The sequence below is a fragment of the Vibrio agarivorans genome (assembly GCF_030409635.1).
Lineage (GTDB): Bacteria > Pseudomonadota > Gammaproteobacteria > Enterobacterales > Vibrionaceae > Vibrio > Vibrio agarivorans.
In genome coordinates this window covers 2,983,944-3,009,532 of sequence record NZ_JAUFQF010000004.1, presented here as the reverse complement: position 1 = coordinate 3,009,532, position 25,589 = coordinate 2,983,944, and the positions used below count along the sequence as shown (strand labels likewise).

The window sequence follows — 25,589 nt, the reverse complement described above, 5'->3', positions numbered from 1 at the left end:
AGACTTGCGTTTACTGCAATTCTGGTCTTGTACATAATGGCTTAATATTTAGGGGAACTAAAGTTATCAATGGAAAAATTAGACGGATTGAGCAAGTACAAGTTTGAGAAAATAGCGGTAGAGTCTTTACACAATGCTCTCAGACTCTTAAATGACTCAATATTACTATTCGAACATGGTTCATATCCATCCAGTTTTCAGTTAGCGGTACTTTCACTGGAAGAGTTTTCAAAAGCTAGTTGGGTTGAACACTATTATTACACAGCACTAACGAATGAAGGGTTCATGCCTGAAGACATTGAACAACAGTGGTTAAAGTTACTTTTCAATCACCCCAAAAAGCAAACTCATTTTATAAGTCGTGATTTATTTGAGTTTTCACCGAAGTTTGTAAAGAAGATTGAAGAGAAAGAGATTGAAGTAAAGAAGCAAAAGGCAACTTACGTTGGCTTAAGCAGGATTAAAGGTAAAGTCGATGTTGATAGCAGAGTGTCTATACCTATAAAAGTGACCTCTGAGAATGATGCAAAGCAATTTATTTCACTTATGGTTGGTGAGTTTAGGGATATAAATGAGAAAATTGCTCTAAATGACATGTATTGGGATATTCCTGATATGGATTTGATAACGCAAGGCCCCTTGTTCGATAGAGTTTTGGCATGGCCGTTTGAGAGTGGCTTGAAGGGTAAGCGTTGGTATGAGGAGTGGAAGAAGAAATTGTGATTGAGTCTCGTTACTGGAAGGAAGACTTAGCTGCTTATGCCAGAAGGTTTAAACCCGTTTCTAAACCGCTAAGATATACCGAGAAGCGGCAAGTCAACTTCGAAAAAGATGTAATTATATCGTTATTTATGGTTCGAAAGCTTACTGAAGCAAATAAGCTTTCCTCGCGCACAACGAGTAAACAATTTAATGTCTACGGTTCTAAATGTATCAAACCTGTCAATAGCTTGAACTTCTGGGACATTGATGAACTGTATGACCTATCTAAAGAAGATAAGCTTACAAAGACAGTCCAGTTTATTGCAAACCAATTAGTACATGGCAGTGCTTTGTATGCCTACAGAGATAAAGATCGCAACTGGGGAGGCGTCTATACTTGCTCTGATTTTGAGCGCCATAAATATGTATATAAAATCCCAGTTACTACCATTATCGAAATACTTGAAATTGCATCTGAAGATTACCCTACTGAGATTCATTATGATTACAACGAGGGGAAAGGTGACTATTCAGTCACCACAGATTAATAGAAAGTGTGAAATGTTATCGGCTCTTTAATCCTTGAGGGATTGAAGTGCGTACACACTATTATACATAGTGTGTACGTTTGTCACCTATGGGAAGAGCATTGTCAGTAATGGTCTTCCACTCACTCACTCGCAAATAGACACGATTTTTACTGTATACTCCTTTAGCTTGGGGATCATCAGGAGAAGGGCGTTCGTTAGCTAAAGATCACGCTGTAGTGGTAGTGATTTTCAACAAGCTGGAAAGCCTTATGAACACTAGGACTCCAAGAGTCATCACCGCCAACCCCCATTTGCTGGTGGTCAATGCGCAGATAGAGCGTGTTATCTTTAGCAAGTTCATTGGTATGTTTCGCTGCAGAGAGCTGGGCGAGCGAGTACTGCCCAGTGCTAAAGTGGAAATCACCCCTGACAGTCAAGTTTGCAACATTGAGCCACTGAGTATCACAGCGCAAGCCATTGTCTGTTGGGAAAACATAGGAGGTATGCATATCATCGATTGGGGCTTTATGATGACCAAATCGCGCTGCTGCAAGGCGGTCAGGGTAGTTTTCAAATGGACCTAGGCCTTTCCACTCAATGCCATCAGTGAGTGTCACCTGGCATTCCATACCAATTCGTGGCATTGGAGGTAGGTGGTCCGCTAGCTGAACGTCGACCTCGACTTTCATTTGTCCATCACCAGAAATAGTGTAAGTCCAAGTTGTGATGGCCTGAATTTGCTCACTAAACTGATAAGCAAAGCGCGTTTCAACGCACACTTTGTCACCCTGCATATGGGCTTGAGATGATAGGCATTGACGCTCCCATTGACCGATACCTGCCATGTCCCAACGACACATCCATGCATTTGGATCAACATTATCAATTTCACTCACGCCAATATCATTGTCGAGTGGGGCGCGGTAGAAGTTATCAACGAGCGGCGCGTCAAGCTTATTGACGCCAAGTTGTTGCCATTGACTCAGGAGACCAGAAGAGGTGTCCCATACCCACTTAGCGTGGTCTGTTTGTACAGTGATTTCGCTGTTAGAGACTTCCAGCATCGGAGCAGGTACAGCCTCTTCTTTTGTCACCACAAGGCCACTGAAGTTTGTGAGTGCAAACTGCTCAGTCGCAATCACATAACCTGCTTCTGACCATGGGGTCTTGCTGATTAGGGTAATGTCAGTATTGAGGTGATAACGTGCACCCGCTTTAGGTTTAAAACCGATATCTAGTGTGAGCGATTTTTCGCTATCCGCATCGACATCGAGTGGTAAATTACCGTTGAGTACTTCGATACCATCTTCCAGCAGTGACCAGTTGAGTTGTTCATTGTCAGTGGAACGGAATAAGTTCTCATTGCGGATGATTAAGCTGTAGCGACCTTGCTGCTCTTTACTTAGCGTGACCGTGATCATGCGCTGGCAGAATTTGGCTTCTTCCAGCGTTGGGTGTGGCGTTCTATCTGGGAACACCAAACCATTGATACAGAACTGTCGGTCATTGATCTCATCGTTGAAATCACCACCGTATGCCCAGTACTGATTGCCGTTGTCGTCAGTTTTAGTGATGCCTTGATCAACCCAATCCCAAATGAAACCGCCTTGTAGGCGAGGGAACTCACGGAACGCATTCCAGTACTCATCGAAGCTACCCAAACTGTTGCCCATTGCATGGGCGTACTCACACAAAATCAGTGGACGCTGTTCGTTGGGTAGAGAAATCCACTTTTTGATAGGCCATTTTGGCACCGCTTCATCTTCTATGACGGTATTCACACGAGCATACATTGGCGCGATGATATCGGTTGCTGTGGTATTTGAGCCACCACCTTCGTATTGCACTGGTCGGGATGGATCATACTGTTTCGACCACGCGTACATGGCATTGTGATTCGCGCCATGGCCAGATTCATTACCGAGCGACCAAAGGATAATCGAGGCATGGTTTTTGTCGCGCATCACCATCTGTGTGTAGCGATTCATGTAAGCATTCGCCCATTGAGGGTCGCTCGAGAGGCGATTCATTGGCTGCATACCATGGGTTTCAATGTTGGCCTCATCGCACACATAAAGACCGTATTGGTCACACAACTCATACCATCGAGGGTGGTTAGGATAGTGCGCGGTACGCACCGCGTTAAAGTTGTTCTGTTTAAGAAGGCGAATGTCTTCAATCATGTCTTTTTCAGTCATGACATGACCAAGCTCAGGGTGGTGTTCGTGACGGTTCACGCCACGAATCAATAAAGGTTTGCCATTCAGTTTGAGCTGACCGTCGGTAATCTCAATCTTTCGAAATCCAACCTGATAGGCTTCACTCTCAACGTGATTGCCCTGTTCATCTTGCAAAGAAACCACTAAACGATAGAGGTTAGGGGTTTCAGCTGACCACTGTTTTGGTTCGCGCACAGACAAGGTTTGGAATACCACATCGTTATAGGAGCCGCGCTCATCTATGCGGCGGTTGTTTGGCAGTGCAGAGAGTGGTTCACATAGCGCTTGCTCACCATCAAACAATTGCAGTTGAACTTGATAAGACTCTGGAGCCTTGATTCGAGTTTCTACCTTTAGTTGACCATCGCGGTAACACGCATCAAGGTCTGGGGTAATAAACACATCTTCAATACAGTGGTTTGGCTTTGATAGCAGAGTCACATCTCGGAAAATACCGCTCAACCACCACATATCTTGGTCTTCAAGGTAACTGCCATCACTCCAACGAATCACCATAACCGCTAGGGTGTTGCGGCCTTCACTTAAATACTCAGACAGGTCGAACTCGGTCGGCAGTCGACTGTCTTGGCTGTAACCAACCCATACGCCGTTACACCAAAGGTGGAAGGCAGAGTTCACACCATCAAAGATGATACGTTGAGTCTGGTCTAGATCCGCTGCGGTCATGTCGATGTGTGTTCGGTAGCAGCCGGTAGGGTTGTCTGCTGGAACGTAAGGCGGATTAACCTCAAAAGGGTATTTCACATTGGCATAAATCGGCTTGTCATAACCCTGTAACTGCCAATTTGAAGGCACAGGAATGCTTGACCAAGGCGCATCGTCAAAATCCGATGCAATGAAGTCGCCATCTACTTGCTCTGGGGCACCAAAAAGCTTGAACTTCCAATCACCGTTGAGAGAGCGTCGATGACTGTTGGTGTTTTGAAGTGCATCTTTTGCACTACGAAAGCTTGCCAAAGGGCTGTGAGCCTTCATGCAGTGTAGATTAACACTCTGTGGGTTTTCCCAATCACGTCGTTGGATAATTTCGGAAAATGCCATGCGATTCGATCCTAGTAATTTGATTGTGCTTGCGAGTTTCGTTCAGTATTTCTGTTGTAATCAAACGAGACTATTCTGCGAGCTGTTGTAATAAATAATCTTTTGCTTGTGTGTGGCCGGCTTCGCCCGCCTCTTGTGTCATATTGGCCGCTTTAGAGAGTTCACCATTGGCTAGCGCTTGGTCTATGCGGGCTTGATAGTGCGTCCAAGGCTTGTTGACATCGTTTGTTGATGTTGGAGCCTTATCGGCATCTTGTGTCTTCGTGCCGGTAAATTCGGCAAGCATCGACAGCAGTGCACTGTTAGAAAACTTGCTGGTGGTGATATCGACTCTGCCCGTGTTGCTATATTGTGCTGTTAGGGGCAGGTGTTTTTGTCCAATGATATTGTTTTGCTCGGCATACACTTCTTCTGGGTGCTTACGTGTGAGTGTATGCCCTAATAATTCGGTGTCGGTTGTCACCACCATAAACCTCGCGTTCAAATTATTCGACGAAAGGGTGATGACTTGTTCAACTCGCTCTAGTCCCTTGAGGCTAGTTGAGTGGTAGTCAAACTCCTCTACACTGAACTGGTTAATGATTTGCCAGTCAGAGTCCATAAAGATCATCTTTGCAGCAAACGCCTGATCGTGCTTGACATAGCTGCGCAGCAGGATGGAGAACATTTCTGATTGCGGATTCTGCAAAGAACTCGGTAGCTCATATACCACGACTGGAACTAATGCATCTGTGTTGGTTGCCGAAGTCTTGTTCAGCATAGACAACGGGATGTGTTGCGTTTGTGAGTTCAGTATCACTTCTTGATGAAAAGGAACCGTCAGCGTGGTCTTGTTAACCGAGTGAATATCCTTGCAACACGATACGCTAGTGGTCATTAAATCATGAGGTTCTGGTGCAGTGCTGCATCCAGTCAGCGCGATTGAAAGTGCCGCCATTAAGAGAGTATTCACGTTCATCTGAGGTTCCTTTTGGTAGAGGGTGCGCGCACCCTCATTTTCTACAGGATTTAGGTCGGGGTAGGATTACCACCAAGTTTCTACGTTAAAGCCGAAGGTTACTTCGTCGACATTGGCTTTGCTCACACCCATTGTTTGTCCGTATGGGTCGTAGCTTCCATCGGCGTTGCGGGTGCGCTGCCATTCGTCGTTACGCTCAGAGTAAGTGACGAACAGGCGTAATGATGGACGCGCCCAAACCCCTTTGCCCGCTTGGAACATTTGCGACAATGTCACTTTGTACATGTCGTTCGTGCCATCGCCATTTTGTGCATCGACGGTTTCATAACCGACTTCCAGTGCGGTTGCCATGTAATTGTTCCAGCTGTACTGCGGACGTGCGCCGACACTGAACCACTTTTCACCTTCATTGTTGTCTAGGTTTTTATCTTGGTAAGCAATGGAATACATTACTTGGAAGTCTTCGTTGACATTCAGATCACCGTGGTTAAATACACGCCAGCTGTAACCATCATGCTCAACACCAGTGCTGTACTTGCGGTTTGAACCGCCTTCAGCACTCATTAAGCCACCCGCAAGCGCGTCTGTACCGTACTGGAACGCAAAAGTGTTTGAGCCGTATTCCCACGCTTGGCGGTATAGGGCAGAGAGCATGGCGCCAGAGGTGGTGATGTTGCTGTCATCGTAGCTAGAGTTGTGTGCCGCCACATAGTTAAGACCTAGGGTGAGATCTGCACTGTCACTAAGGGCGATATCACTGATACGCGCATCGATATTGTGCAGGCTGCGTCCATCAGCACTTGAGTCTGGCGCCATCCATGCAAAGTGACCATTACCAAAGCCTAAGTCCCAGTCTTCGACACCAATACCGGTGCTAGAAGTATCCCAGTATTTAATATCAATCATGTGAACTTCATGACGGCGATAAAAGCGCTCACCAGCCCATAGCTTTGCGTTCGGTTGTCCGTCAATCAGGCCGTGACCTGCAGACCACATCTGAATAATACTCACGTCACCCCAACTTTCACCACTGCCAAGATATAAAGTGGTATCGAAATAGGCATCGTTATCACGCCAAACATCGGCTTTTAGACCCGCTTCCCACCAGTTCATCTCGTTACCTAAACGGTAGTTACCGTAACCTTCACCTGCGCGAATGACATCATTGCGTTCGCCTTTGCCATCATTGTGGTCTTTGTTATCGGTGTAAATGTTGCCCCATTTGGCGTAACCAAAGTAGGTGATGTTGTCCACTGCTGCTAGTCCAGCCATTGGCGCAAGGGCGAGGGAAAGCCCAAGCGCTCTAACAAGCGCATTTTGTTTCATGAATCGTCTCCATATGACGGTTATTGGATTTTATTTTTTTGTGTTGAGTCCTAACTCGAGGGCAAGTGTAATGATTTAATGGAAACGTTTTCATGACGAGGTTGGCATTTTGGCTCAATGGAACTGTATATCGCTAGATATTGTGATTTAGATCGAGTAATTAACTAAGTTTGGCTAATTTTTGCACTTTATATGTGGCTTATTGGATGTAAGCGTTTAGATAAGGGTGTGGTAAGTATGAATAGTAGATAAGAATAACCCAGTGCTAGATAACACTGGGTCTGTGAGACAAGAGAAGGCAATACAATGACTTACTATCATTCTATTATCTCGTTGGAATTAAGTTAGGACCCAACGGAGACGCTTCAAACCATTACTGGCATAAATACCGGTAGATGGAATCTCAAAGACTTTACCTTACGAGTGTAAGGTGAGGCGTGCAAGGGGCGAACTCACGTTATCGTGCATCAAACGGTAAAAATTATTTATCTGATTGATAAATAGGTGGGTAAGTATGCGATATTGCGTTGAACAGTTCGGCCAAATTGATAATAAGAGTCTTAATTTGTCACAATGACAGAAGCGTGATGTGAGATTGTAAACGTTTCCATAAATTTGCTTTGGCTCACAGACAATCAAGAGAAACTGTTTAATATGCTGCACAAAACGAATGACACTAGGTGTGCAGTTATGACTGATAAAGTTCTCTATTCACTGACCGGTAATAAAACTCAACTGATTGTTGAAGTAGGCGAGTACGCCGAAATTCTTCACTGGGGGCAGCCTTTTAATGGTGATCTCTCCACCGCGCGTCAAGCGCTACATCGACCTGTCCCTTATGGTCGTTTAGACGTTGATGTGCCGGTGACGTTGACACCTGAGTTGGGTCGAGGGTCATTTGGCAGCCCAGCTCTTGAGGGGCATCGCGCCGGCCAAGATTGGGCCCCAGTAATGAAGGTTGCTAAGGTTGAGCAAAGCGAATTCGGGCTCAAGTTTTACTGTGAAGACACTCTGGCTGGCTTAGAGATCATCAGTGAGCTTTATCTTGATCAACACGATGTGATTAAAACGCGTCAAACCCTGCGTAATATTGGGAGAGGTGCTTATCAGGTGGCGCGTCTAGCTAATACGTTACCCTTGCCAGGGCGCGTGAGTGAACTGATGACTTACCACGGACGTTGGGTGTATGAATTTCAAACAAGCCGTCAAACGTTAAAGCATGGTGGTTATCAGCAAGAGAATCGTCGCGGGCGCACTTCGCATGAGCACTATCCTGCATTCGTAGCAGGCACCGCGAACTTTGATGAGTTGTCTGGCGATGTGTTCGGCTTCCACCTGGCTTGGAGTGGCAACCATCGTATGCGTATCGATGTGAAAGCCGATGGTCGACGCGTGATGCAGGGTGAGGCAATCTACTTACCTGGAGAAATCGAGCTGGAAGAGGGGGCATCGTTATCAACGCCTTGGTTGTATGCAACCTACAGTGGACAGGGTTTGAATGAGATGAGCCATCACTTCCACCAACATGTTCGAGCTTCGATATTACCCTCAGAATTTTCTGAAAAGCTTCGCCCCATTCATTTGAATACATGGGAAGGTATCTATTTTGACCATGATCCCGACTACATCATGCAGATGGCGACACAATCGGCACAAATGGGTGTAGAACGTTTCATTATCGATGACGGCTGGTTTAAAGGCCGTGATGGCGACAAAGCAGCATTGGGGGACTGGTTTTTAGATGAAACTAAATACCCCGATGGATTAGAGCCTATCGTTAACCATGTCAATGAATTAGGGATGGAGTTCGGCTTGTGGTTTGAGCCTGAGATGATTAACAAAAACTCCGATCTCTATCGCGCCCATCCAGATTGGTTGCTGGAGGTCAAAGGTTACGATCAACCAACAGGGCGTAACCAGTATGTGATTGATTTGAGTCAACCAGAAGCGTTTGAGTTCTTATATCAGCGTCTTGACCACTTCTTGTCGACATATAATATTGACTACATTAAGTGGGACATGAACCGAGAAGTGGTACAGCCTGGACACGAAGGAAGAGCATCCGGCCATGCTCAGGTTGAACGTTATTACGAACTGGTAGATCGAGTACGACTTAATCACCCAAATGTTGAGATCGAATCTTGTTCAGCAGGTGGTGGTCGTATTGATTACGAAGTACTAAAGCGTACCCATCGATTCTGGGCTTCAGACAATAATGATGCTCTAGAGCGTCAAACGATTCAGCGTGGGATGAGCTATTTCTTCCCGCCAGAAGTGATGGGTAGTCATATTGGCGCAAGCCATTGTCACAGTACTCGTCGCCGCCATAGTATTGAGTTTCGTGGTCTGACAGCCTTGTTTGGTCATATGGGTATTGAGCTCGACCCAGTGAGAGAGACTGACGAAGAAAAGCAAGGCTTTGAGCACTATGTAGAACTGCATAAGTCTCTACGAAGCTTATTGCACACCGGTGATTCTTGGCGCATTCCAACCGATGATTCAGCGCACCAGATTCAGGCAGTTGTCTCACAAGATAAGTCTCAAGCGGTGGTATTGATCGCCCAGCTTGCAATGCCTACCAATGCGTTGAGTGGCCATTTAAGAATTCCGGGATTGGATCCAGATACACTCTATCAGGTGACGGTCATTGACCAACCGAAGAATTATCACGACATTGTTAATTATCAACCACCTTGGACGGTTGATGGGTGTCAACTGAGTGGGCAGTGGTGTCAAGATATCGGCCTAACGATGCCGGTATTGGATGCTGAAACTGCACTGTTAGTGAAGCTAGAAAAAATCAACTAATCGTCTTGTAAACCTTTTCGTATTTAGCCCTAAGTACCCTTGCCGCAAGCATATTATGCTCGCGGCTTTTTTGATCTTTTAGAGATATTTATTTTTCCTAATTTCGACAGTAACTAATTGTTTTGCAATTGTATGTTTGATAACAACTTAGCAGCATTGTGTTTGAGATCCCACTTTTCGACACTTACTGTAAACGTTTCCATAAAGCGGTTTTTGATCACAGTAAATGAGCCCCCCAATGATTAGCATTAGCCTCGAAACTTATAAATAAAAAGGCCAATGTTGCTCATTCTAGTTAGGGGAGGAGTGATAAGCCTAAAGGAAACAAAATGTCTGAGAATATCACTTTAAAAACCAAAGCCTCCTACGGCATAGGTGCATTAGGTAAAGACTTTGCTTGTGCGCCAATTTATATCTTCCTCATGTTCTACTTTACGGATGTTGCAGGCTTGTCTGCAGCCTTCGTTGGTACCATCTTCTTAGCTGCGCGTATTATTGATGCGATAACTGACCCAATGATGGGGGTGATTGTTGATAATACTCGCTCGCGCTTTGGTAAGTTCCGTCCATGGATTGTCATTGGTACACTACTAAACGCGATTGTTCTTGTGGGTCTATTCAGCACTCACATGTTTGACGGTAAAGCGCTTTATATCTACGCAGCCGCGGCATACATCCTTTGGGGTCTAACATACACCATTATGGATATTCCATACTGGTCAATGATCCCAGCGCTATCAAGCTCTCGTGAAGAGCGTGAGAAGCTTGTGGTATGGCCACGTCTGTTCGCAAGTCTTGCTTGGTTTATCACTGGTACATACGGCCTACATATTGTTGGTGAGCTGGGTAACGGAGACCAAGGTGCAGGCTTCTTCAATATGGCCATGCTGATCGCGGTCTTGTTTGTTATGAGTGCGTTCTTGATTGCTCGCAACGTAAAAGAAAAGACAGCAGCAGTGACGAACACGCCAGCTGAGAAGTTTGCGTTTAAAGATGTATTGACCATTATTGGCAAAAACGACCAGTTAAAAGCACTGATCGGTACGGTTCTTTCATTCCAGATTGCTAACCTTCTTGTGGGTGGCTTTGCTATCTACTATTTCTCCTACGCTTTGGGCAACCCTGAGCTATTCCCAGTCTACATGATGGTTGCTGGTGCGGCAGAAGTAGCGGGTGTGTTCTTGTTCCCACGTATTGCAGCGGCACTACCACGTAAAAATCTATGGCTAATCGCTTGTGGCTTTCCAATTCTGTCTTGCCTAGTACTTTTAGTCATGGGCGTGATGGTACCTGGTAATGCGATGCTTATTGGTGTTGCGGGCGCGGCGATTAAATTTGGTGTTGGTATCGCGAACGCGCTACAAACGGTTATGTTAGCGGATGTGGTTGACTACGGTGAGCATAAAACAGGTCATCGCAGTGAGAGTGTTATCTTTTCTGTACAAACCATGCTAGTGAAATTTGCAGGTGCAGCAGGTGGCTTCATTGTAGGTGTAGGTCTGTCTATCGTGGGTTATGTGCCAAACGTAGAACAAGCAGAAAGCACGATTATGGGTCTGCACTTTATGATGGTAGGTGTGCCAGCCATCTTAATGCTCATCAGTGGCCTTGTTTACAAGCGCTTCTACCATCTTCATGAAGGTTTCGATAAAGAAGCCTATGAAGCGAAAGAGACTCAAGTGGAGCGTCAACCAGCGCAAGCATAATAGCTTCTCCCAAAGACCTTCTATTGAGTCTTTCAATTTAGTCCTAAGAAAAAGCCATCTCATGTGAGATGGCTTTCGTCATTATAAGTTTTGATTTTTTAGAGGGCTTGCTTGTGTGAGGCCTCTGAGCGTTGAAGTCGAAGCCATTTTTTCCACTGTATCGGCATCATTGGCACCACAATAAGCGCGATACCTATCAAGGTAAGGACATCCGGTATTTCATCAAACCACATCACGCCAAAGAGGGTGACAAACACTAATCCTGAATACTCAGCCAATGCGATTTGGCTTGCAGGGGCTTTTTTGTAAGCAATCACAACCAGAGCGTGATAACCCAAGACGAATAAGTTGATCGCCATGATCCAACCGACATGCCGCCACTCGATCTCTACCCATTGTGGTAGCGCGAACGCCAGAGCGAGAGGCAAGGTCATGATACTGGTCCAAAAAAGTGTAGAGATGATGTGCTGATCATCACTAAGACGTTTGATTAATATATTGCCAACGCCCATTGCAAGTGCGCTGCCCAATCCAGCAATTGCAGCCCAGTGAAAGTGCTCTGGGCGCAATACAATCAGCACACCTAAAAAGCCAATCAGCGTGGCAATGATTTTGCCTTTATTCGGGCGCTCTTTAAGCAAAATAACAGAGAGCGGCAGCATGAGAATTGGCCCAACGTAAAACATCGCATTGGCGGTTGCGAGCGTTAGATGAGTGATGGCAATCATGGCACAACCACTGCCGACAAGAATAAATTGAGCTCTTAGAAAGTTGATTCGACAACCGCCTTGCATTCGGGTTTCACGTGGCAGTTTCAACCAAAACGGTAACAGCAACAGCACACTGAGCAATTGACGGATAAAGACATACTGGAAGGTGGGTACTTCACCGTTAAGCACCTTCAATGACACGTCAGAAAACGAGGCAAGCAGGTTGGCGAAAACAAGTAATAAAATTGCGTGATTAGTGGCTTTACTCATGGGTGACTACAGTAGATGGATTTGTCATACAATAAAACAGCGGCACATCATACAGGAGAAATTGTAAAAAAGTAGCGTCATAGCTCATTAATCAAACTATGGTTGTCCTAGTGTAGGTAGGGTTTAGAGAACTAGCGATTAGAACGATGAGTAATAAACTAGTTGTTTTTAAACGTTTAAAAGCGGGAATTTGCCCCTATATCTATTGATGTAGCGCACAACGCGTAAACCCAGACAAAGGATAACAATATGTCGAACGAATACATCCCACCAAAAGTTTGGACTGCCGACTCTGAAAATGGCGGGACTTGGGCAAGCATCAACCGCCCAGATTCAGGAGCACGATTTGAGCGTGACCTACCGATTGGCGAGCACCCATTTCAGCTATACTCTATGGGGACACCAAATGGTCAAAAAGTCACCATAATGTTTGAAGAACTGTTGGCTGCAGGTGTCGACGCTGCTGAATATGATGCGCATATTATTAAAATTGGTGACAGCGACCAATTCTCGTCAGGGTTCGTTGATGTGAACCCCAACTCAAAAATTCCAGCGTTAGTTGACCACACCGGTGACACCGCTATTCGTGTGTTTGAATCAGGCAATATCTTGTTGTATCTCGCAGAGAAGTTTGGCCACTTTTTGCCAACCGATTTGGCGCAGAAAACAGAAGTAATGAACTGGCTGTTTTGGCTACAGGGTTCTGCCCCATACCTTGGCGGCGGCTTTGGTCATTTCTACGCGTATGCGCCGGAAAAATTTGAGTACCCAATTAACCGCTTCTCCATGGAGGCGAAGCGTCAGCTTGATGTGTTAGATAAGCGACTCGCACAGAGCAAATATTTAGGCGGTGACGAATACAGTATTGCAGATATCGCAACATGGCCGTGGTATGGCAACTTGGTGCTTGGCAAGTTGTATGATGCCGCTGAGTTCCTAGACGTCTCCAGTTACAAAAACTTGGTGCGTTGGGCAGAAGATATTGCAGCAAGGCCAGCGGTAGAGCGTGGTAAGATTGTTAACCGAGCTTGGGGTGAAGCGTGGGAGCAAGTCGCAGAGCGCCATAGTGCGAGCGATATTGATGCAGCGTTAAAGCTCAAGCCATAGAGTTTAGAGTGTGGATTGATGGTGCTCTTCGATCCACTACTTGTTAAGGTGGTTGACCTTCCTTGCAAATAGGAAGGTCACAGCTGCTTTTCCCGCGAACCCTTTTTACCAATCAATCCCTTTCAGAGCTTTAACGCCAGATTCAAAGGCGTGTTTGACATTCTTTACCTCAGAAACCGTATCGGCCATTTCAATCAGGGTTCGATGCGCTCCACGGCCAGTGATGATGACTGACTGCATTTTCGGACGTTGGTTGAGTGCTTCAACCACCTCATCAAGCTCGATATAGCCGTAGCTTACCATGTAGGTCAGCTCATCAAACAGAATGACATCAAGTGACTCATCGGCGAGCATACGCTTACACTCTTGCCATACCGCTTGAGCGGCCGCTGTGTCAGTGGCTTTACTTTGTGTCTCCCAAGTAAAGCCCGTTGCCATCACCTGAAACTCAACCCCTAACTTCTCAAGTAAGTTACGCTCGCCATTGTCCCACGTACCTTTAATAAACTGAGCGACAGCGCACTGTTTACCATGCCCAACCGCGCGCGCAATGGTGCCAAACCCAGAGGTAGACTTACCTTTGCCATTTCCTGTAATGACTAACAGTAGACCTTTCTCTTCCTGTGCTGCCGCAATCTTCTGGTCGACTTCCTGTTTTACCTTCTGTTGGCGCTCTTTGTGCTTTTGGTCTTTGTAAGAAAGATCTTGTTGTTCGTTGCTCACTCTAACGCGTCCTTAGTTTCGATTTGAGATGTCATTGTTGGTTAGTTTAACCAACTTTACGCAAGCTAAATACCTCAATTTGATAAGGAATACTCGACATGAACATAATCACAGATAAGGGGTGTTTATTTCATCCATCCAGAATGAATTTCACCAATATCGTGCCGAACATGAGATGAGTCATAGTACTGATAATTGAGAAGTAACCCCTTACTTGTTGCTGGGGAGAAAGGCGATTATTATCATACTATTAGCGTTCAAACCAGCAAAGGAATTCAAATGACGCAAGGAAAAGATACACGAATACTCGTTGTCTGCATGGGCAACATTTGCCGCTCGCCAACCGGAGAAGCGGTACTGCGTGCTAAGGCAAAGCAGATGGGTATCGATGTCACGGTCGATTCTGCGGGAACGATTGACTACCACCAAGGGAAAGGCCCTGATTCGCGGGCTAAACTGGCCGGTGAAAAGCGAGGCTATTCGTTTAAAGGGATAACATCTCGCCCGGTAGATGCTCGAGACTTTGTGGATTTTGACTTTATATTAGCGGCAGATAAAGCCAATTTGGCGGATCTTTATGATCTATGCCCAAAGCAATATCAACATAAGCTATCGCTATTTTTGAGTCATGGTGACTCCGATTACAGCGAGATCCCTGATCCCTATTACGGCGGTGAACAGGGCTTTAAGTTGGTGCTCGATTTGATAGAAGATGCCAGTGAGTCAATTTTAAATCGTGTGTAGCTGACCAAAATAAATAGGCCCAAGCAGGTTTCTCTCCTGCTTGGGCCTATTTGTTATTGTGTAATAATTTTTCCAGAGCGCACAGCGCTTTGCTCGCTATAAGTCTGCCGACATCACGCGTCCATTAAAGTAGTCATTGGCAACGATGTATTCAGTATGACGCACCAACTCATCTTGTGATGCGGCAATATGGCCGTCGGAATAGTTCACTCTTGGCGCAGGAACAATACCGCCAACACGAATGTTGAATGGATTGAGCTCACTCGCCCATGACTTAGTAAACCCAGCTACGATAGAGGATGCAGAGTCTCCCCCCATAAGCGTCCCTACCTGACCATCGGAAATAATATTGATGATCACACCTTCTTGCTGGCGGGTTTTCATCCTTTCTGCCGCGACTTTACCTAAGTTGAGTAAGCTACCGGTCGCTTTTGCTAGCTGTTGAACAAACTCGTCAGAGTTGGTGTGCTCTAAGCCGTTAGTGTTAGGAAAACCAGTACAGAGGTTAATGACAATATTTGGCGCTTGCTCATTGGTTGTTTCTACAAAATCAAACAATGCAATGTTGGCTTCGATGGAATGACTGTCCATCACATGGGCTGAAATATTGGGGGTGTGCAATGAGCACAACACAAAGGTGTCATTTAAAGCGTTTTCATCTGTATCAGTGATCACGACAGAAGCACCTTGCAGAGCAAAGTGTTGAGCAAGGGTACGACCTAGCATAGTCCCTGCAGCGGTGACTAAAATGACGGCTTGAGCGACATTCATATTTGTTACTACCATTGTTTTATTTTGTTATCTGGTTATTTCAGAATGGTTTAACAAAAGACAAGTTGCTGTGAATGCGGTCAAAGAAATATAGAATGGCGTACTTAATTTATGGTTTTTAGTTGTGTATCACATTAAGCGTGCAAGTTAAGCTGATCGCGACGGTGCGATTCATTCATCTGATGATAGAAGTGGTGAGGTAGTTTCGCTTTGTTATCTGGTGAGTTTAGGTGTCTAAGTTGATGATAAGACAGGTTATGGTAGACCTCTTCCGGTAAGTCTGCCGTATGCTCTGGCATGAATGCAAGCGCTTCTGGTGTCAGATAGTGGCTCAATTTTGCACTGGCCATACCGCCTTGTTGGAATTGACGTGCTTGCTCAGCAGAAGTGTCGTACGAGGCTGCTGACGAGCGTAATGACTGTGGTTGCGAAAGCTGAAATTCTCTACGTAACAGCTCATCACTAGTAGTGATTTCTTCTATGCTGTCGACTGGAGTGACTTCACGAATATCGTGCGAGAACATTGATAGGAACAGCGCAAAATCGGCACGACGACCTTCATGGACTGCGCGGTTGATACCACTTCCAGCCTGAAGTTCGTTGATAATTGTATTTTGCTCTACCGCAGTGATTTGCATGATGTTCTCCGTCTTACACTGTCTTTATCGACACTAAGAATAAAGACTTTAGTGAAAATCAGAGATTTACAGAAAAAAGAAAACCCGCGTATAGGGACGCGGGTTTGATATTCGATGACTAAATCGAGTGGCTAAGTTGTGGAATTACTTAGCTAGGTTTGCTGCTACAAATTCCCAGTTAACTAAAGCCCAGAAACCGTTCATGTAGTCTGGACGCACGTTACGGTAATCGATGTAGTATGCGTGTTCCCATAGGTCAACAGTAAGTAGCGGTGTTACACCGTCTTCTGTTAGAGGAGTTGCAGCGTTAGACGTATTAACGATGTCTAGAGAGCCGTCAGCTTTTTTCACTAACCAAGTCCAAGATGAACCGAAGTTGTTGATTGCTGAATCTGTGAATTTTGCTTTGAACTCTTCGAAAGAGCCAAATGCTGCATTGATTGCTTCTGCAACTGCACCTGTTGGTTCACCGCCTGCGTTTGGCGCTAGACAGTGCCAGTAGAAAGTGTGGTTCCAGATTTGTGCAGCGTTGTTGAAGATACCGCCAGTAGAAGTTTTAACGATCTCTTCTAGTGTTTTACCTTCAAACTCAGTACCAGGGATAAGGCCGTTTAGCTTAACAACGTAAGTGTTGTGGTGCTTACCGTGGTGGAAATCTAGAGTCTCAGCAGAGATGTGTGGTTCTAGTGCGTCTTTTGCATAAGGAAGAGCTGGTAGTTCAAAAGCCATTACTCGTTTCTCCATTTATTTGATTGAAAGAGCGAACTCTTTCGTGAGCTTCCAATATTGTTTTAGGCGTCTTTTTGACTGACTTCACGCTAGTTTATCAAGTTTTTATCTAAAAAAAAGCATCTTTGAGAGGTTTACTATAACCTTAAATATTATGGGCTTTTTATTCTCAACTAATGGTTTAGAATAGTCCGATCAGAAAAGAAGTAACTCCATCACGAGGAAGCCATGGAAACTATCGACAAAATCAAACAGCAAATTGAAGAAAACGCGATCCTTCTCTACATGAAAGGCTCACCAAAACTACCTAGCTGTGGTTTCTCTTCTCAAGCTGCACAGGCACTAATGAACTGTGGTGAGAAATTCGCATATGTAGACATCCTACAAAACCCAGACATCCGTGCAGAGCTTCCAGCTTACGCACAGTGGCCAACTTTCCCACAACTTTGGGTTGAAGGTGAGCTAGTCGGCGGTTGTGACATTATCGTTGAAATGTTCCAGAAAGGTGAACTGCAGACGCTAATCAAAGAAGCAGCAGCCCGTAACGCGAGCGATGAAGGGTAAGCTGATGCTTTAAACTGTATATCGATACAGTTATTAGTTGATTTTATAAGGCCACATTGGATAATGTGGCCTTATTTGTTTGTGCTGGAAGCCACTATGTCTCGTCTCTATATTGCTGAAAAACCAAGCCTTGGCCGCGCGATTGCTGCCGCTTTGCCCGGGGCGCAAAAGAAAGGTGAGGGATATATTCAGTGCGGCAGCGATATTGTGACCTGGTGTATTGGCCATCTGCTCGAACAAGTTGAGCCAGATGCCTACGATGAACGCTACAAGAAATGGAACCTAGCCGACCTGCCCATTATTCCCAATGAGTGGCAACTTAGGCCGCGAAAAACCTCTAGCAAGCAGTTATCAGTGGTAAGAAAGCTACTCAAAAGTGCCAATGAAATCGTCCATGCCGGAGACCCTGATCGAGAAGGGCAGCTGTTGGTTGATGAGGTATTGGATTACTGCAAAGTTTCTCAAACCAAGAAAGCGGCGGCACAGCGTTTGTTGATCAGTGATTTAAACTTGCCAGCCGTTAAGCGCGCTTTAAGCTCAATGCGCAGTAATCGCGAGTTCATTCCTCTTTCCGTTTCCGCGCTAGCTCGCTCACGAGCCGATTGGCTGTATGGCATGAATATGTCACGTGCTTATACCTTGCTCGGTAAACAAGCAGGCTATCAAGGCGTATTGTCTGTTGGACGAGTGCAAACACCGGTGCTTGGGCTTGTTGTTCGCCGAGATGAAGAGATTGAGAATTTTGTACCGAAGGATTATTACACCCTGTATGCGCTGATCCCATATCAAGGTGATGGACAAGCATTCGATATTCGCGCTCGCTGGAAGCCAAGTGAAGCTTGTAAGCCGTGGATGGATGAAGAGGGTCGCGTACTCAACAAGCAGCTAGTGGAGAACGTTGCAGGTAGAATTACAGGGCAGCCTGCTATTGTTCAAGAGTCAGAGCAAAAACAAACTAAGCAGTTTGCCCCATTGCCGTATTCTCTCTCGGCCTTGCAGATAGATGCAGCCAAGCGTTTTGGTATGAGTGCCCAACGTGTGCTTGATACCTGTCAGGCTCTGTATGAAAAACACAAACTGATTACTTATCCTCGCTCAGATAGTCGTCATCTACCGAAAGACCATTTTAAGCAAGCAAGAAGTGTTTGTGATGCCATTGCCAATAATAGTCGTGAGATGCAATCTGCAGTCAATGGTGCAGACTTGTCGATTAAATCGAAGGCTTGGAACGACAGTAAAGTGGATGCGCACCACGCCATTATCCCGACCCCAAAAAAGGCATCGAACAATGTCATGTCTGGGGATGAGAACAAGGTGTACGACTTAATTGCGCGTCAATACTTAATGCAGTTTTATCCCCCTGCGGTTTATGCAGAAGCCAAGTTGGTGTTTGATATCGCTGGTGGCACGTTTATCGCTAAAGGCCGTCAGTTGGTCGAGCTTGGTTGGAAGGCGCTGATGGGCAAAGTCGAAGAGTCGGACAGTGGAGTCGACCAAGTCCCCCCTCTCGCTAAAGGCACGCAATTGATTTGCCGAGAAGGGGAGATTAACGAGCGTAAAACAGAGCCCCCACGTCACTTTACCGAAGCAACGCTTTTGCAGGCGATGACAGGAATTGCAAGATATGTAGAGAACAAAGATCTCAAGAAGATCTTGCGTGACACTGATGGTATTGGGACAGAGGCGACTCGAGCGGGTATTTTGGATACGTTGTTTAAGCGTCAACTGTTAAAACGACAGGGCAAGCAAGTGTTAAGTACTCCAGCTGGCCGTGGGTTGATACATGCGCTGCCTAATGAGTCCACTTACCCTGATATGACCGCCCACTGGGAGCATCAGTTACAAAGTATCGCAGAAAAGGGGCAAGCTTATCAGCCCTTTATGAGTGATCTTACCCAGCGCCTCGACCAATTAATGGCAACCGTAAAAACCTCGCCAGTGCCAGCTTCTTTGCGAAGCTTGCCTCCAGTTGAGCGCCCAGCGTACAAAAAACGCAAATATTCAGGTAAACGAAAAACCAAGAAATAGAAACGGCCTGCAACTGCAGGCCGTTTACTGTTCAACGTTGTGCTACTCAAAGAGCTGATCATTACCCTTAATTGCGCTGCTCACATCGGTCTGAGTGAGTACACGTTTCCCCAAATCTTGTTTCACTTGACGCCCTAAGCCAATGAGCGCTTCGCGGTTGGCTTTGGTTTGGCGTTTGCCTGCACTACGCAGGCAGTAGTTTAGCTCGTGGTCTTGACTGAAGTTGACGAGATCTTTATCAGCGGCCATCGTTTCTCTCCATTGTTTGATAGGGTTGTCAGCTTAATCATGGAATGGAAACGGTAATTTTCAAGGTAATTAACCGCAAGATCGTGTTAAATCATGCAGAAAATTCTGATATTGGCACCAGATTAGCGGTTAGTTATTGATTACCATGGAAGTTCTTCGCCTAGATAATTTACGAATGATCCTGAGTCACTGATATTACTATTTGTTATGACATTAACTAATCCAGCGGCCGATTCTTCGGTCGCAATCAGCGCATTTGGCCCGCCCATTTCAGTTTGAACCCAACCTGGATGCAGTGCCAGTACAGTAAAACCCTTATCACTTAAATCATTGCTTAAGCTCTTCACTACCGAGTTCAGTGCCGCTTTAGAGGAGCGGTAGATGTAACCGCCACCAGAGGTATTTTCAGTCATGCTGCCGACTTTTGACGATAAGCACATGATCTTTTTATCGTGACCCTGTTGCAGTGACGGAAAGAGTGCCTCAACAAGTTTTAGTGGAGCGATGGTGTTTATTTCAAATACCTTTCGCCACTCCTGAATATCTGTGTGCCCAAAACCGTAGCCCTTTGGTCCATAGTAGCCTGCATTGTTGATTAAAATATCAATCGCACTGAGATTTTTGGTAAGTGATTCAACTGCAGGATAATCGGTGACATCAAGTTGGAGGCAGGTCAGTGCCGAGTGAGATTCAGCCAGAGCGAGCAGTGCTTGAGCATTTTGCTGATCGCGGTAAGTAGCGGTGACTTTTGCTCCTTGTGCAAGGAATTGCTGAACCAACTCTAGGCCGATACCGCGGTTTGCTCCTGTTATGAAGATATGCTGCATGCGCTTGTCCTTATGGTGTTATCGAATAGACCGCACCCTCGCGAGGTTGGTCATTAAATAGGAAACGATTTCGAGCGATGGTTTCAAAGTGCGCACCACAACGTTCAAGGAGTTGCCGGCTGGGTAAATTCTCTGGATCACAGACAATTTCTACCCGTGTGACTCTTAGCATTTCAAAGCAGAAATTAATGAGAGCTTGAAGTGAGCGTCGCCCAAAACCTTGTTGCTGATATTGGTCTGCAATCCAATAGCCTATCGAAACCATATTAAAGGTTTGATAGAGCTCGTTAACCACCACCATGCCAACCAGTTTCTGGGTATCACGAGTAAATACACCAAACCCATAAGCGGTGCTTTTTACCCAATTGAGGCGCGTCGCATAGATAAATTGTTGGGTTTGCTCGAGAGAGAAGTCAGGCTGACACCAATCGATCCATTGGTGTAAAGAGGGAGAGTGGCAAATAAGCTCATGAAGCTGCTCAGCGTGATTATCGTTGAGCAGCTTTAACTCAAGGGAGTCAGTAATGATCGAGAAATCAGGACTCATTGGTTGGCGCGCGGCGAACCTGAATGATCATGCCCATAAGTGGGTGGTCAAAGTAGTGAATCTCACCACTGCGCATACGACGTTTCTGGTCGAGGCGATAGGATTTTAGAAACTTCTCGACTTCAGTGGTGTACTCGATTTGCTGCATGTTACCCGCAACCACATTGTCATCGAGTTGCTCTTCTGATGGCTGAGCATAATCTGTTGTTTCTACCACCACTTCACGAACACTTGGGCGTTTAAGATCGAACTGCGCATCAGCAAACAGGTAATGTTGAACATAAATCTGCAGTTTGCCGTCTAACTCATACAGTGGGCTCGCGACACTCTCTTCAACAACACCATCAACAGGTGATTCTACGAGTTCATCAGAGTAAACCGAACCGTCAGGCATGAAAGAGCCAGAGTAGTCTTTACCGCCTTTGATTTTGAAAACCGGTGCCGATGCACGACCACGGTCGTCTTGACGCCAAGCGGTGTGAAGCAAAACAGAGAAGCCTGCGTGGCGACGAAGATCATCCGCTTGAGGGTTTAACTCATAGCTTGATGTCGGTAACAGCGTTACCCCCTTGCTACCACGGTATTGTGAGTTGTTTAGGCTACCTGCTTTTGACATGTCAATTTCAGGTAGTGAATTTGGCCACGCTTCGGTGGTTTGCTCTGGGTTAACTGAACGCTTGAAAACAATCACTTCAATATCAAACTCTCTTTGCGCCATGCTTGGCATGGAGACTAAAAGAAGTAGAAATGGGATCAGTTTGTTCATCATTACTCCGTGAATCGGTGAACAGGGTGAGAAAGCGCGCTTTCCCACCAGTATTACTAATAACTATACCCAAGTCTTTGGTTAATGTCAGGTTCTTGGGTAGAGAGTTTATCAGGCGATGAATCTAGGCCTAGTTTAGGCACTTAGGCCGGTAAACGGTTTTGCGCGAACTCATCAAGCATGTTTTTCACAAACTTCAGTCGCTCTCTCCGGTCTACAAGAGGAAGGACAAATTTGAACTTGGTTGGCCCTTCCATCCCGAACTGCTTAGGCTGAGACTGCAACAGTTTAACCAAGAATGCCGGATTAATGTCAGCGTCTGGATAGAATTCGATGTAGCCACCTTTTTCGTGAGCCTCGATTTTCTTAACCTTGAGTTTAGCGGCATCTAATTTCAGCTCAGAGACCTTGAGTAGGTTCTTAGTGGCATCAGGCAACACGCCAAAGCGATCAATCAGCTCGACTTTGAGCTCGGCAAGTTCACTATCAGACTCGACACTCGCTATCTGTTTGTACATGGAAAGGCGCGTGTTGACATCAGGGATGTAGTCATCAGGAAGCAGAGCGGGTAGGCGCATCTCGACTTCGGTTTGCTCACGCAGAAGCTCATCGAGAGAAGGCTCTTTCCCTTCTTTTAGCGCTTCAACAGCTTGCTCAAGCATCTCCATATAAAGCGTAAAACCAACCGATTGAATTTGGCCACTTTGCTCATCGCCCAGCAGTTCACCAGCACCACGGATCTCAAGGTCGTGTGTGGCTAGGGTGAAGCCCGCGCCAAGATCTTCAAGCGATGCGATAGCATCTAGGCGTTTTACTGCGTCTTTGCTCAGAGCTTTTGGATGAGGGGTGAGCAGGTAAGCATAGGCCTGATGATGCGAGCGACCCACACGACCACGCAATTGGTGTAGTTGGGCTAAGCCTAAACGATCGGCACGATCCATGATAATGGTGTTCGCGGTTGGCACATCGATACCTGTCTCTATGATGGTGGTACAAACGAGAAGATTAAAGCGCTGATGATAGAAATCGTTCATCACTTTCTCGAGTTCACGTTCACGCATTTGACCGTGGGCAGTCACAACACGCGCTTCGGGAATCAATGCCGCAAGGTCAGCAGCCACTTTATCGATGGTTTCGACATTGTTATGTAGGAAGTAGACCTGACCACCACGCATGATTTCACGCAGTACCGCCTCTCTCACGACCGCATCGTCTTTTTCTCGAACAAAGGTTTTGATTGAGAGGCGTCGCGCTGGTGGGGTAGCAATAATTGAAAGATCACGCATACCACTCATGGCCATATTCAAGGTGCGCGGAATTGGCGTTGCTGTCAGAGTCAAAATATCGACATCCGCGCGCATCGCTTTCACTTTTTCTTTTTGGCGTACGCCAAATCGGTGCTCTTCGTCTACGACCAGTAAGCCTAAATCTTTGAACTGAATGTCACTGGTGATCAGCTTGTGCGTGCCCACCACAATGTCTACCTTGCCATCGGCAACATCAGCAAGGATCTGTTTCTGCTCTTTTGCTGACTTGAATCGAGACAATACTTCGACGCGGATAGGCAAGTTAGCAAAGCGGTCACGGAAATTCTCAAAGTGCTGTTGGGCAAGCAATGTTGTTGGCACGAGCACAGCCACTTGTTTGCCATTATCTGTTGAGACAAAAGCCGCGCGCATCGCGACTTCGGTTTTACCAAAGCCCACGTCACCACACACTAAGCGATCCATGGCCTTGGCTTGGCACATGTCTGAGAGAACGGCGTTAATTGCCATTGCCTGGTCATCGGTCTCTTCAAATGGGAAGTTTGATTTAAACGTGGCATATTGGCCGCGGTCGAGTGCAAATTTGTATCCGGGTTTAAGCTCACGTTTAGCATACACGTCGAGTAATTCAGCAGCGACGTCACGCACTTTTTCAGCGGCTTTACGACGCGCTTTTATCCACACATCACCACCGAGTTTATGCAAAGGTGCAGATTCTTCAGCACCACCAGAATAACGGCTGATGAGGTTAAGAGAAGCGACAGGTACGTAGAGTTTCGCTTCGTTTTGGTATTCCAGCGTCACGTATTCTGTGGTCATCCCACCCGCTTCGAGGGTTTGTAAGCCGAGATAGCGACCGATACCGTGGTCGATATGAACAACTGGCTGCCCAGGTTTTAGCTCGGCAAGGTTACGAATGACTGCATCGCTATTGGTATTACGACGGTCTTTTTTACGGCGTTGAATAACGCGATCGCCCAATAAATCGCTTTCACAAATGAAAGCTATCTGATGGTCACCGTAGATAAAGCCTTTTTCACTGGCCCCCAATACCAAGCTTGTTTTTTTGCTGCTCTCAACGGCTTGCTGGAAAGTATCACAAGGCGTGGGTTTAAGCTTGATAGGTTGCAATAGCTCTAGCAGTGCCTCACGTCGACCTTCAGACTCGACAGAGAATATAACTTGCCCGCTAAATTGTTCGATAAACTGACGTAAGTCGGCCAGAGGCTCTTTGTTTTGCGGTTTTGCTGCTAAATCAGGCAGCGCGGTAAAGGCTGCATTGGTGCGTCCTTGCTTTTCCTCAATAGAGTCAAGACAAAGTCGCGCGACGGCGTGATTTTTCAGGTTGGCAAACAGTTCGTCTTTTTTCAGCCATAAAACCTCTGGTTTGAGCAGAGGGCGTAATGGGTCGATGCTGCGCTGATCGTAACGGTGGTCAACGTCAGCCAAGAACTGGTCGATAGAGGCCTCAATATCACCGATGGTAATCAGTTGAGTATCATCAGGAAGATAGTCAAACAGCGTTTCGGTTTGATCAAAAAACAGCGGCTGCCAATACTCTATGCCTGCTGGCCAAGTTCCTTTAGAGACTTGCATGTAGATGGATTCAGGCTCTCGACGAGCTTCGAACTGTTGGCGCCAGCGAATTCGAAAGTCTTCAATGGCTTCTTTGCTGGTAGGGAATTCATGTGCAGGGAGTAAGCGAATCTCGGCAACATCGTCGATAGAACGCTGGTTTTCAGGATCAAAGGTGCGAATTGTATCAATCTCATCATCGAAGAAGTCGATACGGTAAGGCGCTTGGCTACCCATAGGAAATAGGTCAATGATTGAACCCCGGCTGGCGTATTCACCTGGGCTGAACACTTGGTCGCTATGACGATAGCCAGACTTCTCCAACTGCATGCGCAGCTTCTCGAGTGAGAAATTATCACCTTGCTTGACCATCAAGGTGTGCTGCAGCAGAAAGTCTCTTGGTGATTGACGTTGCAGCAGGGTGCTCACGGGCACAATCGTGATGCCAGTATTCTGTGTAGGCAGCTGATACAGACACGAGATGCGATCAGAGATGATCTCCTCGTGCGGTGAAAAATTATCGTAAGGCAAGGTTTCCCAGTCAGGGAAAATGTTCACAGAGCCTGAATAAAACTGTTCAATCTCTTGCTGGAGCTTGAGGGCTGTTTGCGGATCAGGCGCGACCACCAAGTTATGTTTGCCTTTTGTGCAGGCAAGCTCAGCAACCGTGAGAGCCAACCCGGAGCCGAGCAGGTTGCCATAGTATTTGTTGTCTCCAGCGCCCGTTGGCAGTTCTAGAGAAAGTAGTGTTTCACGTGTCATAGT

General features: G+C 46.1%; 21 protein-coding genes. 8 read left to right on the top strand and 13 right to left on the bottom strand.

Features of this window, described 5'->3' with window-relative positions; all coding sequences use genetic code 11:
- The first annotated feature begins 69 nt into the window (after positions 1 to 69).
- Complete coding sequence (locus QWZ05_RS22245; RefSeq protein ID WP_290295798.1) at positions 70 to 723, top strand: AbiV family abortive infection protein; 654 nt, start codon at positions 70 to 72, stop codon at positions 721 to 723.
- Positions 705 to 1,250 carry a hypothetical protein gene (locus tag QWZ05_RS22240; RefSeq protein WP_290295800.1) on the top strand — a complete coding sequence of 182 codons (546 nt, stop codon included), beginning with the start codon at positions 705 to 707 and terminating at the stop codon, positions 1,248 to 1,250. The genes QWZ05_RS22245 and QWZ05_RS22240 overlap by 19 nt, the downstream gene beginning before the upstream one ends.
- A gap of 197 nt (positions 1,251 to 1,447) precedes the next feature.
- On the opposite strand, the gene QWZ05_RS22235 is transcribed toward QWZ05_RS22240, so the two are convergent.
- The 3 genes from QWZ05_RS22235 to QWZ05_RS22225 form a co-directional block, all read right to left on the bottom strand.
- Complete coding sequence (locus tag QWZ05_RS22235; protein WP_290300759.1) at positions 1,448 to 4,513, bottom strand: beta-galactosidase; 3,066 nt, start codon at positions 4,511 to 4,513, stop codon at positions 1,448 to 1,450.
- A 70-nt stretch (positions 4,514 to 4,583) separates the two neighbouring features.
- Positions 4,584 to 5,471 carry a MalM family protein gene (locus QWZ05_RS22230; protein ID WP_290300757.1) on the bottom strand — a complete coding sequence of 296 codons (888 nt, stop codon included), beginning with the start codon at positions 5,469 to 5,471 and terminating at the stop codon, positions 4,584 to 4,586.
- 66 nt (positions 5,472 to 5,537) lie between these two features.
- Entirely contained in the window at positions 5,538 to 6,797 is a 1,260-nt protein-coding gene (locus QWZ05_RS22225) for a carbohydrate porin (protein WP_289961706.1), read from the bottom strand.
- A gap of 690 nt (positions 6,798 to 7,487) precedes the next feature.
- Here QWZ05_RS22225 and QWZ05_RS22220 point away from each other — a divergent pair.
- Complete coding sequence (locus QWZ05_RS22220; RefSeq protein ID WP_290300755.1) at positions 7,488 to 9,605, top strand: alpha-galactosidase; 2,118 nt, start codon at positions 7,488 to 7,490, stop codon at positions 9,603 to 9,605.
- A 329-nt stretch (positions 9,606 to 9,934) separates the two neighbouring features.
- Positions 9,935 to 11,311, top strand: a complete 1,377-nt coding sequence (gene melB / locus QWZ05_RS22215; RefSeq protein ID WP_264875122.1) for a melibiose:sodium transporter MelB — start codon at positions 9,935 to 9,937, stop codon at positions 11,309 to 11,311.
- Positions 11,312 to 11,409: 98 nt separating this feature from the next.
- Here melB and QWZ05_RS22210 read toward each other — a convergent pair whose 3' ends face one another.
- Positions 11,410 to 12,291 carry a DMT family transporter gene (locus QWZ05_RS22210; protein WP_290300752.1) on the bottom strand — a complete coding sequence of 294 codons (882 nt, stop codon included), beginning with the start codon at positions 12,289 to 12,291 and terminating at the stop codon, positions 11,410 to 11,412.
- A gap of 249 nt (positions 12,292 to 12,540) precedes the next feature.
- Between QWZ05_RS22210 and yghU the strand changes: the two genes are divergently transcribed.
- Positions 12,541 to 13,398, top strand: coding sequence for a glutathione-dependent disulfide-bond oxidoreductase (gene yghU, locus QWZ05_RS22205; RefSeq protein ID WP_289961702.1), 858 nt, complete (start codon positions 12,541 to 12,543; stop codon positions 13,396 to 13,398).
- Between the two features lie 105 nt (positions 13,399 to 13,503).
- On the opposite strand, the gene cobO is transcribed toward yghU, so the two are convergent.
- Positions 13,504 to 14,121, bottom strand: a complete 618-nt coding sequence (cobO, locus tag QWZ05_RS22200) for a cob(I)yrinic acid a,c-diamide adenosyltransferase (RefSeq protein WP_264875125.1) — start codon at positions 14,119 to 14,121, stop codon at positions 13,504 to 13,506.
- A 279-nt stretch (positions 14,122 to 14,400) separates the two neighbouring features.
- Between cobO and QWZ05_RS22195 the strand changes: the two genes are divergently transcribed.
- Positions 14,401 to 14,865: a low molecular weight protein-tyrosine-phosphatase gene (locus QWZ05_RS22195; RefSeq protein ID WP_290300748.1), complete on the top strand. Its 465-nt coding sequence runs from the start codon at positions 14,401 to 14,403 to the stop codon at positions 14,863 to 14,865.
- 96 nt (positions 14,866 to 14,961) lie between these two features.
- Here QWZ05_RS22195 and QWZ05_RS22190 read toward each other — a convergent pair whose 3' ends face one another.
- From QWZ05_RS22190 to sodB, 3 genes are all read right to left on the bottom strand, one after another.
- The gene (locus QWZ05_RS22190; protein WP_290300746.1) at positions 14,962 to 15,651 is read right to left on the bottom strand and encodes an SDR family oxidoreductase; all 690 of its coding nucleotides are present in this window, start codon (positions 15,649 to 15,651) and stop codon (positions 14,962 to 14,964) included.
- Positions 15,652 to 15,770: 119 nt separating this feature from the next.
- Positions 15,771 to 16,274: a VC2046/SO_2500 family protein gene (locus QWZ05_RS22185; protein ID WP_264875128.1), complete on the bottom strand. Its 504-nt coding sequence runs from the start codon at positions 16,272 to 16,274 to the stop codon at positions 15,771 to 15,773.
- 144 nt (positions 16,275 to 16,418) lie between these two features.
- Positions 16,419 to 17,003 (bottom strand): superoxide dismutase [Fe], encoded by a 585-nt coding sequence (gene sodB, locus QWZ05_RS22180; RefSeq protein ID WP_264875129.1) that lies wholly within the window; start codon positions 17,001 to 17,003, stop codon positions 16,419 to 16,421.
- Between the two features lie 228 nt (positions 17,004 to 17,231).
- Here sodB and QWZ05_RS22175 point away from each other — a divergent pair, with 228 nt between their 5' ends.
- A complete protein-coding gene (locus QWZ05_RS22175; RefSeq protein ID WP_264875130.1) occupies positions 17,232 to 17,567 on the top strand; it encodes a Grx4 family monothiol glutaredoxin in 336 nt (111 codons plus the stop codon).
- 96 nt (positions 17,568 to 17,663) lie between these two features.
- Positions 17,664 to 19,595, top strand: coding sequence for a DNA topoisomerase III (locus tag QWZ05_RS22170; protein WP_264875131.1), 1,932 nt, complete (start codon positions 17,664 to 17,666; stop codon positions 19,593 to 19,595).
- Between the two features lie 42 nt (positions 19,596 to 19,637).
- Here QWZ05_RS22170 and QWZ05_RS22165 read toward each other — a convergent pair whose 3' ends face one another.
- From QWZ05_RS22165 to mfd, 5 genes are all read right to left on the bottom strand, one after another.
- The gene (locus tag QWZ05_RS22165) at positions 19,638 to 19,844 is read right to left on the bottom strand and encodes a hypothetical protein (RefSeq protein ID WP_164648706.1); all 207 of its coding nucleotides are present in this window, start codon (positions 19,842 to 19,844) and stop codon (positions 19,638 to 19,640) included.
- A 140-nt stretch (positions 19,845 to 19,984) separates the two neighbouring features.
- Positions 19,985 to 20,671 carry an SDR family oxidoreductase gene (locus QWZ05_RS22160; protein WP_290300741.1) on the bottom strand — a complete coding sequence of 229 codons (687 nt, stop codon included), beginning with the start codon at positions 20,669 to 20,671 and terminating at the stop codon, positions 19,985 to 19,987.
- A gap of 10 nt (positions 20,672 to 20,681) precedes the next feature.
- Complete coding sequence (locus QWZ05_RS22155) at positions 20,682 to 21,218, bottom strand: GNAT family N-acetyltransferase (RefSeq protein ID WP_264875147.1); 537 nt, start codon at positions 21,216 to 21,218, stop codon at positions 20,682 to 20,684.
- Entirely contained in the window at positions 21,208 to 21,984 is a 777-nt protein-coding gene (locus QWZ05_RS22150) for a peptidoglycan binding protein CsiV (protein WP_264875148.1), read from the bottom strand. Before QWZ05_RS22150 ends, QWZ05_RS22155 begins: the two co-directional genes overlap by 11 nt.
- Before the next feature lie 143 nt (positions 21,985 to 22,127).
- Complete coding sequence (gene mfd, locus QWZ05_RS22145; protein WP_290300739.1) at positions 22,128 to 25,586, bottom strand: transcription-repair coupling factor; 3,459 nt, start codon at positions 25,584 to 25,586, stop codon at positions 22,128 to 22,130.
- Between the last annotated feature and the right edge of the window lie 3 nt (positions 25,587 to 25,589).